General features: G+C 68.3%; 11 protein-coding genes. 6 read left to right on the top strand and 5 right to left on the bottom strand.

What is annotated here, in order from left to right; all coding sequences use genetic code 11:
* Positions 1–100: 100 nt before the first annotated feature.
* The 6 genes from FQU96_RS02110 to FQU96_RS02085 all read left to right on the top strand — a co-directional run bounded on the left by FQU96_RS02110 (position 101) and on the right by FQU96_RS02085 (position 7,895).
* Entirely contained in the window at positions 101–2,452 is a 2,352-nt protein-coding gene (locus FQU96_RS02110) for a xanthine dehydrogenase family protein molybdopterin-binding subunit (RefSeq protein ID WP_255467794.1), read from the top strand.
* Positions 2,449–3,033, top strand: coding sequence for a TetR/AcrR family transcriptional regulator (locus tag FQU96_RS02105; protein WP_146539178.1), 585 nt, complete (start codon positions 2,449–2,451; stop codon positions 3,031–3,033). The genes FQU96_RS02110 and FQU96_RS02105 overlap by 4 nt, the downstream gene beginning before the upstream one ends.
* A gap of 173 nt (positions 3,034–3,206) precedes the next feature.
* A complete protein-coding gene (locus FQU96_RS02100; protein ID WP_255467793.1) occupies positions 3,207–3,569 on the top strand; it encodes a hypothetical protein in 363 nt (120 codons plus the stop codon).
* Position 3,570: 1 nt separating this feature from the next.
* Positions 3,571–5,832 carry a N,N-dimethylformamidase beta subunit family domain-containing protein gene (locus tag FQU96_RS02095; protein ID WP_146539177.1) on the top strand — a complete coding sequence of 754 codons (2,262 nt, stop codon included), beginning with the start codon at positions 3,571–3,573 and terminating at the stop codon, positions 5,830–5,832.
* Positions 5,833–5,992: 160 nt separating this feature from the next.
* Positions 5,993–6,871 (top strand): hypothetical protein, encoded by an 879-nt coding sequence (locus tag FQU96_RS02090; RefSeq protein WP_146539176.1) that lies wholly within the window; start codon positions 5,993–5,995, stop codon positions 6,869–6,871.
* A gap of 10 nt (positions 6,872–6,881) precedes the next feature.
* On the top strand, positions 6,882–7,895 hold the full coding sequence (locus tag FQU96_RS02085) for a P1 family peptidase (protein ID WP_146539175.1): 1,014 nt from the start codon (positions 6,882–6,884) through the stop codon (positions 7,893–7,895).
* A gap of 225 nt (positions 7,896–8,120) precedes the next feature.
* Here the strand turns inward: FQU96_RS02085 and FQU96_RS02080 are convergent, their stop codons facing one another.
* From FQU96_RS02080 to FQU96_RS02060, 5 genes are all read right to left on the bottom strand, one after another.
* Positions 8,121–9,551: an amidase gene (locus FQU96_RS02080; protein ID WP_146539174.1), complete on the bottom strand. Its 1,431-nt coding sequence runs from the start codon at positions 9,549–9,551 to the stop codon at positions 8,121–8,123.
* Between the two features lie 114 nt (positions 9,552–9,665).
* A complete protein-coding gene (locus FQU96_RS02075) occupies positions 9,666–10,727 on the bottom strand; it encodes an extracellular solute-binding protein (protein ID WP_178130255.1) in 1,062 nt (353 codons plus the stop codon).
* A 114-nt stretch (positions 10,728–10,841) separates the two neighbouring features.
* Positions 10,842–11,633: an ABC transporter permease gene (locus FQU96_RS02070; protein ID WP_146539172.1), complete on the bottom strand. Its 792-nt coding sequence runs from the start codon at positions 11,631–11,633 to the stop codon at positions 10,842–10,844.
* Entirely contained in the window at positions 11,630–12,484 is an 855-nt protein-coding gene (locus FQU96_RS02065) for an ABC transporter permease (protein WP_146539171.1), read from the bottom strand. Before FQU96_RS02065 ends, FQU96_RS02070 begins: the two co-directional genes overlap by 4 nt.
* Positions 12,485–12,603: 119 nt before the next feature.
* Complete coding sequence (locus FQU96_RS02060; protein ID WP_255467790.1) at positions 12,604–13,698, bottom strand: ABC transporter ATP-binding protein; 1,095 nt, start codon at positions 13,696–13,698, stop codon at positions 12,604–12,606.
* Between the last annotated feature and the right edge of the window lie 49 nt (positions 13,699–13,747).

Genomic DNA, 13,747 nt, shown 5'->3' with positions numbered 1-13,747 from the left:
TGGCCGGCTGAGATCACCTCATGATGTGCTTTTTGCGCTTGACGATTGATGATGGTCATCATCTATATAGATGACGATCATCATCTTAATGGGTGCGCCAATGTCCTATGTCGGCCAACCGCTGCGGCGGCGCGAGGATCGGCGGCTGCTGACCGGCAGAGGACGCTATGTGGACGACATTCGCGTGCCGGGGACGCTGCATGTCGCCATCCTGCGATCCCCGCATGCGCACGCTGTCATCACGGCCGTGGACGTCACGGCCGCGCGAGCGATACCCGGTGTGCGCCTTGTTCTCGCGGGCGCCGATTTCGTGGGCAGGATCGGATCGATCCGACCGAACTGGGTCATTCCCGGTACAGCAGTGCCGGATCGGCCGGTCGTGGCCACCGACCGCGTACGGTTCGTGGGCGAATGCGTCGCCGTGGCCGTGGCCGAAACACGCGCGGCGGCCGAGGACGCGCGCGACCTGATCGACGTGATGTATGAACCACTGCCGGCCGTCGTCGACGAAGAGGCCGCCATCGCCGACGGCGCGCCGCAGCTGCACGACAACGTGCCCAACAACATCACCACGCGCTACAAGGTCGGCGGCGGCGACTATGCCGAGGCGGCGCGCAGCGCCGACCATGTCCTGCGCCTGCGCCTGGTCAACAACCGTCTGATCCCGACCTGCATGGAAACGCGCGCGATCCTCGCCGCACCGGAGGACGACGGCAGCTTGACCGTCTACATGGGAAGCCAGGTGCCGCACATGCACCGGCGCTGGATCGCCGAGACGGTGGGCATTCCCGAACATCTCCTGCGCATCGTGGCGCCGGATATCGGCGGCGGCTTCGGCGCCAAGATGCATCTCTACCCCGAGGAACTGCTGTGCGCCTGGCTGGCGCGCACGTTGCAAGCGCCGGTGAAGTGGTGGGAGTCGCGCTCCGAAAGCCACCAGGCGACCAGCCACGGGCGCGCCCATACCGAGCACCTGGAGATCGCCATCCGAAACGACGGCCGCATCCTGGGCCTGAAGGTCGAGACCCTGGGCAATGTCGGCGCCTACCTGTCGAACATGGCGTCGGGCGGACCGACAGTAAATACGGTGAATTTCGGCACCGGCACCTACCGCATCGACAACTACCAGGCCGTGGCCAAGGTCATTGTCACCAACACGGTGCCGGTGGACGCCTATCGCGGCTATGGTCGCCCGGAGGGCGCGTATATCGCGGAGCGCGCCGTCGAAGCCACCGCGCGCCATCTCGGCCTCGACCCGGTCGACGTGCGGCGCCTCAACTTCGTGCAGCCGACGGAGTTCCCCTATCGTCCCTATGGCAGCAAAGGCGTGTTCTACGACAGCGGCAACTACCAGGGCTGCCTCGACAAGGCACTGGCGATGTTCGACTACGCGGCACGCCGCGCCGAACAAGCGCCGTTGCGCGCATCAGGGCGCTATCGCGGCATCGGCGTCGCGGCCTACACCGAGATGTGCGGCATGGGCCCGTCGCGACGCCTGGGCATGATCGGCTTCGACCGCGGCGGCTGGGAGAGCGCGCGCATTAACATCGATTCCGGCGGCAAGGCCACGCTGTTCTCGGGTTCGATGAGCCAGGGCCACGGGCACGTCACCGTGCTGGCGCAGATCGCCGCCGACACACTGCAGATCCCGGTCGACGACATCACCGTGGTGCAGGGCGACACGCGCCAGGTCCAGGCTGGCCACGGCACGTTCAATTCCCGATCGATGGCGGTCGGTGGTTCGAGCACCAAGGTCTGCGCCGGCCGCATCGTCACCAAGGCCACCAAGATCGCGGCCAACATGATGGAGGTCGACGAGAAGGACGTGGCCTACCAGGCCGGCCGCTTCGTCGTGCCGGGCACCGACATCGCGCCGCTCTCCTTCGCGACGGTGGCACGCATGGCGTATGTCGGCCACGCCCTGCCCGCCGGCCTCGACCCCGGGCTCGACGAGACCTTGTTCTACGATCCCACGGGTCTGGGTGCGCCGTCGGGCGTCCACATGGCCTATGTCGAGGTCGATCCCGAGACCGGTGTGGTCGAGATCCTCGATTACGTCGCCGTCGATGACGCCGGCATCATCATCAACCCGCTGCTGGCGGAGGGCCAGATTCACGGCGGCGTGGTGCAGGGCATCGGCCAGGCGCTTTACGAGGACGTGCACTACGATCGCGAGACCGGGCAGCTGCTGACCGGCTCGCTGCTCGACTATGCCGTGCCGCGCGCCGACACGATGCCGGCGATCCGATCCTGCTTCCAGGAGACGCCCTCGCCCACCAATCCGCTGGGCGTGAAGGGCATCGGCGAAAGCGGCACCATCGGCGCGCCGCCCACCATCGTGCACGCCGTGCTCGACGCCCTGGCGCCGTTCGGCATCACGCACCTGGACATGCCATTGACACCATCCAAGATCTGGGCCGCCATCCAGCAGGCGCAGGAGGCGAAGTCATGAGACGGTCAAGGGAAGAAGCGGCAGAGACCCGGCGCCGGATCGTGGAGACCGCGGCAACCCAGTTCCGTGCGCATGGTGTCGCCGGCATCGGCATCGCCGACCTGATGGCCGAGGCCGATCTCACCCATGGCGGCTTCTATCGGCACTTCGAGTCCAAGGGCCGGTTGGTGGCCGAGGCCTGCCGACATGCGCTGAGCCAGACGACGGAGGATATCGCCACGGCGGCCGACAAGGCACCGGACGGCCGCGGGCTGGAAACAGCGCTGCGCCGCTATCTGCACCCGCTGCACCGCGATACGCCGGAGAAGGGCTGCGCATTGGCCGCAATCGGCGGCGAGGTCGCCCGCAGCGACACCGATGCCCGCGCCGCCATGACCGAGGGGTTCCAGTCCCTGGTGGATACGGTCCGCCGCCAGCTGCCCGACCTGTCGCCGGCGGAAGCCGAGGAGCGCGCGCTGGCCATCGTCGCCGGCATGATCGGCAGCCTCACCGTGGCCCGCCTTGTCCCCGACAAGGACTTGGCGAACCGCATCCTGCGTGCCAGCCGTACACACCTTCTGGCCTTGGCGGATCGGGACTAGCCCCCCTGGGAGCGCGGGCGTCTCGCCCGCATTTCCGGCGAAAGCCATGCTTTCGCCTGTGCGCAGCGCCAAGACATGAGCGGGCGAGACGCCCGCGCTCCCAGGGCTTTGCATTTTTGCGCGGGGAGCCCAGTCGCGATTGGACGATGCGTACACCGCGGTGATTTCCTACGATGCGCGCCCAACGACGACGGGGCGGCGTGCGCATGCTGAACAACGATCCTGATGCGGCTCATTATCCGATCGACGCCACGCGGCGCGATCTCGTCGATGAATTCCGCCGTGCGCCCAGGGGCCCGCACAGCCGCGAGCTGCAGATGGTGTTGCACCGCATGCGCTGGGAATCGCCGGGTGGCCGCTACGTGCTGGTGACGGTGGATCCCGGCCGGCGCTGGGTGCTGGGCCGACTGCCGGGCGAGCGCGGCGTGCCGATCGAGCTGATGCACAACAAGACCTACGACTCGCTGGCCGCGGCCGAGTGGGATGTTTTCAAGCTGCGCTGGGAAGCGCTGACCGGCCAGGCGATCGAGGACTGACATGAAACTCGGCGGTATCGATACGACGTCCGTTCTCGGCTACGCCTCTCCCTTGACCGTCGAACCCGGCGGCAAGGTGGCCTTCCATCTCTCCAGCGCCACCCTGCAGAAGGTCGACGTGACCTTGATGCGCGTGCGCTGCGGCGATCCCGACCCGGCCGGACCCGGCCTCAAGCTGGTGCCGATGGCATCAAGCGTTGATGGCCCGCGCGCCGTGCGCCATCAGCCGATCCGACCCGGCTCGTGTGCGGTCGCGGCCGATCGCGCCGTGCTGCGCGACATCGCCAGCTTCACCATCGGCTGTTTCCTGTGGCCGACCCGGCCGGGCGCCGCGGCGCAGACCATCGTCTCGCGCTGGCGCGATGATACGCAGGCCGGCTGGCGCCTGGGCCTGGATGTCGGCGGCCATCTCGAGCTGGTGGTCGGTGACGGCAAAGGCAGCGTGAGCACGGCCCGCGGCAGCCAACCGGTACTGGGGCGCGAGTGGCTGTTCGTGTGTGGCCGCTACGATTCGGGGTCCGGCACACTGGCCGTCGAGCAGATCAGTCTCGACCCGCAGGCGGGGCGCGATCGCTCGTCATCGGGCCAGGCGAAAGCACCTGGCGGTCTGGCGTGGCCTGCCGACGTGCCGCTGGTCCTTGCCGCGCGCTGCACCGGCGAGGCGCTGGCGGCACCGCTGACGGCGGCGCATTTCGACGGCAAGATCGACCGGCCGCGACTCTGCCGCGGCGCGCTCGATACAGCCACGATGCGCGCCCTGTGCGAAAGCATCAGCCCGGCGCCCGGCGATCCGAACCTGGTCGCGGCCTGGGATTTCTCCGTCGACATCCCGGGTCTGGTGGCCCACGACCGCGCCGCCAACCGCCTGCATGCGCGCCTGGTGCAGGTGCCGGCGCGCGGCGTCACCGGCGCTAACTGGGACGGCACAGCCAGTGACTGGCGCGCGCTGCCGGCGCAGTACGGCGCCATTCATTTCTGTGCCGACGATATGGCCGACTGCGGCTGGTCGTCCGATTTCACGTTGGATGTGCCGCCCGACTGGCCCGCCGGCTACTACGCCGCGCGGCTCACGGCGACGCCATCCGACGGCGATCCGGTCGAGAGCTACATTGGCTTCTTCGTGCGCTCGCCGCGCACGCGACCGGCGGCGAAGCTCGCGATCATCGTGCCGATCGCGACCTATCTCGCCTACGCCAACGGCGTCCTGCGCCTCGACCAGGTGCACGCCGAGTCGATGTTGGAAGGCCTGATGGTCCTGTCCCGGGACGACGTCTACCTGCAGGCGCATCGCGAGCTGGCGCCATCGACCTATGACACCCACGCCGACGGCAGCGGCTGGCGCGTCAGCTCGGCCAAGCGGCCGATCCTCAACATGCGGCCGCGGTGCAACACGTTCAACTACGGCAACGACACACACCTGATCGACTGGCTGGAAGAGAAAGGCATCGCCTACGACGTGGTGACCGACGAGGATCTGCATCGCGACGGGCTTGCGGCGCTGCGGCCCTATCGCTGCGTGATGACGCTGTCGCACCCCGAGTATTATTCGCGCGAGATGTGGGACGCGCTCGACGCCTACCAGCGGTCCGGCGGCCGGCACATGTATCTCGGCGGCAACGGCTTCTACTGGCGCATCGCCTTCCACCGCGAGCTTGCCAGCACCATCGAGGTGCGCCGCGACGTGACCGGCGTGCGCACCTGGGAAGGCGAGGCCGGCGAGGCGCATCTCGCCTTCACCGGCGAGGCCGGCGGCCTGTGGCGTACCAATGGACGCGCACCACAACGCTTGGTGGGCGTCGGCTTCGATGCGCAGGTGTTCGACCGCTCGGCCGGCTACCGGCGCCTGCCGGCCAGCCACGATTCCAAGGTGGCGTGGATGTTCGAGGGCATCGGCGCTGACGAGATGATCGGCAATTTCGGCGCCCGCAACGGCGGTGCCGCCGGGCTGGAGATCGACCGCGCCGATGCCACCCTGGGCTCGCCGCCCGGCCTGATGCTGGTGGCCAGCGCCGACCGCATCGGTTACGGCGGCATGCCGGCACCCGAGGAGTTCCGCACCTTCCATCGCGGGCTCGACGGCGAGCAGAACGCGCGCGTGCGCGCCGACCTGGTCTACTTCCCCACCGCCAACGGCGGCGGCGTGGTCTCGACCGGCTCGATCGCCTGGGTCACGGCGCTATCGCACAATCGCTACGACAACAACGTGTCACGCCTGATGGAAAACGTCGTGCGCCGCTTCCTGGACCCGACGCCGTTGCCGTAGGCTCATGCACCTGGGAGCGCGGGCGTCCCGCCCGCATTCGCCCGTAGCGCAAGCGGAGGGTGAACCCGCTGTGGTAGGCGCTTCACGCACAGGCGAAAGCACAGCTTTCGCCGGAGATGCGGGCCAGAGGCCCGCGCTCCCAGGCAGAAAGGACATGGCCATGCCGGACACTGTCTACGCCGCGCGCAGCCGGTATCTCACGCCGACCAACAGCTTTCGCGAGAAGCTGCCGCCGGTGCCCGCCGTCACCTTCGCCGCCGAGCGCGATTGCGCGTTCGCGCCTGATGCACCCACCGGGATCGTCGCACTCGACATCAGCGCGCGGCTCGCGGCGCCCGTGCCCGCCACCACGCCGCTGCTGCTGGCCCGCTACCTCCGAATCCGCGCCGGCGAGCAGCTGGCGCTGCGGCTGCGGGCGACGGCGGCGATCTACTATGTCATCCAGGGATCCGGCGAGACGACGGACCGGGCCGACAGACTGGCCTGGGCCGATGGTGACATCTTCTGCATTCCAGGCGGTGGCGAGACCATCCATCGCGCCGAGCGTTATGCCATCCTGTGGGCGGTCGGCAATGAGCCCGAGGTCGCGTTCCACGGCCTGGAACCGCCGGCGACCGCGGCCCTCGGCACCGTCCACTTCCCCGCCGACGAGATCAGGCGGCAGCTCGATGCCGTACGCGCTACGCCCGATACGGCGGATGCCTCCGGCAAGGTCGTCGTCTTCGCCACCGCGCCGTTCGAGAAGATGCTGAGCCTGACGCCGTCGATGACCCTGGCGCTGAACTCCATGGAACCGGGCAAGGCGCAGCGCAGCCATCGCCACAACTCCGTCGCGGTGACGCTGCCCATCGCCTGCGAACGCTGCTACTCCACGATCGATGGTGCGCGTGCCGACTGGCAGCCCTACGCCACCATGATCACGCCGCCGACCGCAGCCCATTCGCACCACAACGAGGGCGGCCGGCTGGCGACGTTCCTGATCGTGCAGGATGGCGGGCTGTTCTATCACTGCCGCACCATCGGCTTCTCCTTTACGTGACGGTGATGTCTTGAAAAACCTGATTACCGATGTGCCTGGCGTGCTGGTGGGCAATGCCCAGGATGCGCGCGTCGCGACCGGTGCCACCGTCGCCATCTTCGAGGGTGGCGCGGTTGCCAGCGTGGCAACCCTGGGCGGCGCGCCAGGATCGCGGTCCGTCTCGCTGCTCGAGCCGGAGATGATGCGCGGGCAGATCGACGCCGTCGTGCTGTCAGGCGGCTCGCTGTTCGGCCTCGATGCCGCCGGTGGCGCGACGTCGGTCCTGGTGGCGGACGGCCGCGGCGGCACGTTCGGCGGCATCACCTTGCCCGTGGCGGTGCAGGCCATCCTGTTCGACCTGATGAACGGCGGCGAGAAGGACTGGCTCAAGGCGCCGATGACGCACCGGCCGCCGTACTGGGAGCTGGGCCGCGATGCCGCGCGTGCCGCATCGGACGTCTTCGACCTCGGCACGGCCGGCGCCGGCTACGGTGCCACCACCGTCACCTTCAAGGGCGGCCTGGGCTCGGCGAGTGCGCGCACCAGCCAGGGTTTCACGGTCGGCGCATTGGTTGCGGTCAACGCCGTGGGCAGCGCCACGATCGGTGATGGGCCGCATTTCTGGGCCGGCGCCTACGAGCAGGGCAACGAGTTCGGCGGCTTGGGCTGGCCCACCAAGGTCCCGCCATCGGCCTTGGCGCCGCGCTTCAAGGGCCTGCCCGCGCCGGCGACGGCCACCACCATCGCCCTGGTCGCCACCGACGCCACGCTGGACAAGGCCGCCTGCAAGCGGCTGGCGATCATGGCCAACGACGGGCTCGGCCGCGCGCTGCGCCCGGCGCACGCACCCAACGACGGCGACACGGTCTTCGCCGCCTCGACCGGCCGCGCCGGACCGGTCAGCGAGCCGCCGGCGCTGACCGAACTCGGCGCCACCGCCGCCGACTGCCTGGCCCGCGCGATCGCGCGCGGCGTCTACGAGGCAAAGGCACTGCCCTTCCCGAACGCCCTGCCGGATTGGAAGCAGCGGTTTGCGCCATCCTGAGCGCAGACACGCTCGACGCAGGAAAAAAGATTCACCACAGAGACACAGAGGGCACAGAGGAACACAGAGAAAGAAGACGGCGCGCCGAAGGCGCATCGCAGCGCTCTCTGTGTTCCTCTGTGCTCTCTGTGTCTCTGTGGTGACGTCTTCATCAGCGTTTCATCCAGACCATCGTGAATGATCGACGCACCGCAGGGTCCTTCTCTACGCTCAGGACGACAACGTTTACCCGATCATTGCCGGGCGCTTGTCCTTCCAGGGTTTGGCTTGCTCGAGCTGGGCGGCGAGGCGGAAGAGGCGGGCCTCGTCACCGAAGGGTGCCACGAACTGCACGCCGACCGGCAGGCCTGACGCCGTCCAGTGCAGCGGCACGGTCATCGCCGGATTGCCGGCGGCGTTGAACAGCGACGTGAAGCCGATCGAGCGGTTCACCGCCACGAGGTAGGCATCGGTGTCCTTGCTCGACAACGACAGCACGCCCAGCGGCCATGGCGGCGAACACATGGTCGGTGTCAGCAGGATGTCGTGCTGCGTAAAGAAACGCGCCACGATGCGGCCGACGCGATGGATGACGGTAACGGCGGCGGCGTAGTCGGCGGCGGTGTACTTGACGCCGAGCTCGGCCAGCGACCAGGTCAACGGCTCCGCGTCGGTCGGCTCCAGCGTCTTGCCGATCGCCTTGGCGCGTGCGGCCAGCGTGGCATAGACGTTGGCCGCGACCAGCACGCGCGTGGCCTCGCGGAAGGCCTCGACGTCGAACGTGGGTCGCGCGATCGTCATCGTGTGGCCCAGCGATTCGCAGAGCTTGGCGGCGTCCTCCGTGGCCCGACGGCATTCCGCATCGACGGGTTCGCCGTTCCACGGCTCCACGCACAGCGCGATGCGCAGCTTGCCGGGATCGCGGCCGACCTCGTCGAGGAACTTGCCGGCGGGCGGCGGCGCCCAATAGGGATCGCCGATATCCGGGCCAGCCGTCGCATCGAGCAGCGCAGCACTGTCGCGCACGCTGATGCTGACGCAATGGCCGACGGCCTGACCGCCCCAGCCTTCGCCAACATCGGGGCCGCTGGGATTGCGCGCGCGGGTCGGCTTCACGCCGAACAGGCCGCAGGCCGAGGCGGGAATGCGGATCGAACCGCCACCGTCGGTGGCGTGCGCCATCGGCAGGATGCGGGCGGCGACCGCGGCCGCCGCCCCGCCGGACGAGCCGCCGCTGCTGTGGCCGAGGTTCCATGGATTGCGACAGGGACCGTACATCGCCGGCTCGGTCGACGGCGCCAGCCCCATTTCGGGCGAGGCCGACTTGCCGAAGGTCACGAGGCCAGCGGCACGGTAGCGCGCGACGATGGTAGCGTCGTGCGGCGCCACGAAATCGGCGAACAGCTTGCTCGATCCGGTCGAGGGCGTGCCGGTGAGCAGCGCGCCAAGATCCTTCAGCAGGAACGGCGCGCCGGCCAGCGGGCCTGCCGGCAACGGCGCCTTCGCCGTCTGTCGCCCCAGGTCATAGAGCGGGATGGTGATGGCGTTGATCGTGGGGTTGTGCTTCTCGGCACGGGTGATGGCCTCTTCGAGGACCTCCGACGCCGTGACCTCGCGCTTGGTGATGAGCGCGCTCAGCGCCATCGCATCCAGCTTTTCGTATTCCGCGATCGCCATCGATGTTGTCCTTTCGGCCGCCTGTCATCCCGAGCGTAGCGAGGGGTCTTTGCGTTATGGAAGCGGAAAGATCCCTCGCGTTGCTTGGGATGACAGCCTTGTGTTAGCCGCAGGTCAACGCGTCAGCCAGCTGATCCAGCGTTCGCGCATGGCGGCGCGGTGGACGGCGATCCACTCGTAGTCGGCCACCACCAGTTTCGACCAGTTGTCGGGCCAGGACGGGCGGAAGCGGCGTTCCTCGGCCGGCACCAGGTTGGCCGCTGCAGCATTGTTGCTGTCGAAGCTCACCTTGGCGCTGAACGGCACGTGCTCCTGCGGGTTGGTGGTGAAGAAGTTCAGGAACGCCAGCGCGTTGGCGGCATTGGGCGCGTTCTTCAGGATGGCCCAGTTGCCGACGTCGCGAATCGCCTGGTTCCAGGTGAAGTTGAAGCCCTCGCTCTTGGTGAGCGGTACGGCGCGGCTGGAATAGACCATGGCCATCACCGCCTCGCCGCCGCGCAGGATCTGCATGGAGTTGTCGCCGCTCTTCCACCACGCGGCGACCGAGGGCTTCAGCGTGTCGAGCTTGCGGTAGGCACGATCGAGATCGAGCGGGAACAGCTTGTCGACCGCGACGCCATCGGCCAGCAGCGCCATCACCGGGACCCACCATTCGCGATCGCCGGTATCGGGCAGGGTGCGCGGGCCGGGGAACTTGGCGGTGTCGAAAAAGTCGGCCCACGACTGCGGCTCCTTGCCGGCCGGGAAGTTCTTGCCGTTCCACAGCATCACCATGCCGCCACCGGTGCGCATCAGGCCGTGCGGAAAGCACGAATTGGGCAGCGCGTTCTTCTTGACGGTCTCCTGCTTGTCGCAATCGATCGGCAGCAGGATGTCCTTGTGCTGGATCAGGTCAGGCGGCGTCGCGGTGACGATGTCGAACGGCGCCGGGCCTCCGGAGCGTCCGGCCGCCACGGCGCGCGCCCACTGGTCGGGTAGTTCGATCGGCACCGAGCGGACACGGATGCCCTGCTCCTGCTCGAAGCGGCGATAGAAATGCTCCTGCAGCGAACGCTCCATCAGGCCGGCGGTCGTGGCGATGATGACGTCCTTCGACTGCGCCTGGCTGGCGGTGCCCAACAGCGTGGCGCCGGCAGCAGCGCCCAGACCCGATGCGATGAGTGTTCTGCGTTTCATGCCCCCGATCCTCCTTGTGATTCCGTACACTGTCATTCCGAGCGCAGCGAGGAATCTTCCGCGAGCGGAGACTCCATAGCCCAAAGATGTCTCGCTGCGCTCGACATGACCGGTTCACCCTGCCCGGCGGCGGGCGGCCATGCGGCCGACGACATGGCCACCGATCAGCACCGCGATCGAGACGAAGCTCAGCAGCGATGCCACGGCCGCCACCACCGGGGTCAGATTGTAGTCGATGTCCTCGAACAGCTTGCGTGGCAGCGATTTGCCGTCGATGTCCGAAATGAAGAACGAGATCACCGCCTCGTCGAAGGAGATGATGAAGGCGAACATGGCGCCGCTCAGCACGCCGGGCAGGATCAGCGGCAGGGTGACGTGCCAGAAGGCGCGCAGGCGGCTGGCGCCGCACGACAGCGCCGCCATCTCGAGGTCGGCATCGAAGCGGTAGAGCGCCGCCAGGACAGAGAAGATGGCGAATGGCGCCGCCAGCACCGTGTGGGCGATGGCGAAGCCGACCAGGGTGCCGTTCAGCCGCAGCCGGTCGAAGACCAGGAACAGCGCCACCGCGAGCGCGATGTGCGGCACCACGATGGGCCCCACGATCAGCAGATCGAGGATGCGACGGCCGATGACGCGGCCACGCACCAGGGCCAGCGCCGTCATCGTGCCCACGACCGTGGCGCCCACGGCGGCGATGATGCCGGCCCGTACGCTGAACCAGGTGGCCGACATCCAGTCGGCGTCGGCGAAATAGTCGCTGTACCAGCGCAGGGTGAAGCCGGTGGGCGGGAATTGCAGATGCTGGGCCGGCCCGAACGACATCGGCACCACGACCAGGGTCGGCACCATCAGGAACACGACCACGGCCCAGGCCGCCGCGTGCAGGATGAAGCGGCCGGAGGTCATCGCGTCCCCACGAAGCGGTCCAGCCCCAGCGCGCGGTTGAAGGCCAGCACCAGGCCCAGGGTCACCACCAACAGGCAGCCGACCAGGGCGCCGGCAAACGGCCAGTTCAACAGCTCGCGCACCTGTTGCGAGACCAGGGTCGCCATCATCATCTGCTGCGGCCCGCCGATCAGTGCCGGCGTGACGAAAAAGCCCATGCTGAGCAGGAACACCATGAGGCAGCCGCTGGCGACGCCCGGCCGGGAGAGCGGCCAGACGATCTCGATGAACGTCCGCACGGGCGATGCGCCCAGCATGGCGGCGGCCCGCGTGTAGTCATCCGGGATGTTGCGCAGCGATGCCCAGATCGGCAGCACCATGAAGGGCAGCAGGACATGGGCCATCGCCAGCGCCACCGCGCCCTCGGTATAGAGCAAGCGGACCGGCCCGCTAGTCCAGCCGAGCTCCTGCAGCAGCTGGTTCACGATGCCGTTGCGCTGCAGGATCACGGTCCAGGCGTAGGTGCGTACCAGCACGCTGGTCCACAGCGGCAACAGCACGCAGGCTACGAGCAGGGCCAGCACCGCGCCTTTGCTGCGCGTCATCACCAGAGCCAGCGGATAGGCCAGCACCAGGGTGGCCACGGTGACGATGGCGGAGATGCGGATCGTGCGCCACAGCACCCGCACATAGACGGGATCGTCGAACACCTTGGCATAGTGCTGCACCGTCGGTGCCGGCACGAACAGGCTCTCGTAGAGCAGAACGCCCAGTGGCAGCAGGAAGGCGATGGCCAGCAGCACCAGGAACGGTGTCAGCAACGCCGCTGTCGTGGTGGCGCTGAGGTGGCGCGCGGACGTGGCGGCGGTCATGGCGCGATGCCGATTGCAGCTGTCATTCCGAGCGCAGCGCAGAATCTCTCGCAGACGGAGCACTCATCTCCAGGAGATCCCTCGCTGCGCTCGGGATGACAGATTGGAAGAACCATCCCTCAAGCACCTTCCGCCGCAAAGGCGCGGGCGTCTTCGGCGGCCCAGGAGAGCGACACCGCGCCGTCGGCCGGCAGGTCCAGCGCGTTCGCGCCAGTGGCCGAGCGCATGCGCAAGGTGGCGCCAGTTGCCAGCTCCAGCACGTAGGTGGTGGCGACACCGGCGTAGATCGCTTCGCGCACGCGGCCGCTCACCGGGCCGCCACTGTCCGCCGACACGACTAGGCGTTCGGGGCGCACGGCGATGACCACGGCAGCATCGCGCGTCAGCGGTGCCATTGCCGTCGCCTCGACCACGGTATCGCCCACCAGCCGGATACCGACCCGGCTGCCGACGGCCGCGTCAGCCGCCGCACGGCCGTCGATCATGTTGGTCTCGCCGATGAAGCGCGCCACGAACGGATCGCGCGGCGCCTCGTAGAGTTCGCGCGGCGTGCCGACCTGGCACAGGCGACCATGATCCAGTACCGCGATGCGGTCGGCCATGGTCAGCGCCTCGGTCTGGTCATGCGTCACGAACACCACGGTGACGCCCAGTTCGCGCTGCAGGTGCTTGATCTCCAGCTGCATCTCCTCGCGCAGCGCCTTGTCCAGCGCCGACAGCGGCTCGTCCATCAGCAGCACCGGCGGGCGATAGACAATGGCGCGCGCCAGGGCCACGCGCTGCTGCTGGCCGCCCGAGAGCTGGGCCGGCATGCGGGCGCCGTAGTCCGCGAGCCGCACCGTCGCCAGCGCTTCGCGTGCCTGCGCCTCGCGCTCGGCGCGCCCGACGCCACGCATCTTCAGCGGGAAGGCGATGTTGTCGAGCACGCTCATGTGCGGGAAGAGCGTGTAGCGCTGGAACACCATGCCGAGGTTGCGTCGCTGCGGCAGGACCGACGTGACGTCGCGATCGCTGATGGTGATGCGCCCGGCGTCCGGTGTTTCAAAGCCGGCGATGCACATCAGGATCGTGCTCTTGCCCGAACCGCTGGGCCCCAGCAGCGCCAGGAACTCGCCGCTCTCGGCCGCCAGCGACACACCATCAACCGCCTTCACGGAGCCGAAATGCTTGACCAGACCCTCGACCGCGACCCGCCCCTGATCCGCTTCGCCCAACTCGATCTCCTCATCCGGCCGCTGCCGCAAGACACGATGTCGATCGCCG

Source organism: Reyranella sp. CPCC 100927 (assembly GCF_007859315.1).
In the GTDB taxonomy this organism is placed as follows: domain Bacteria; phylum Pseudomonadota; class Alphaproteobacteria; order Reyranellales; family Reyranellaceae; genus Vineibacter.
This window is presented reverse-complemented; position numbering and strand designations above follow the sequence as displayed.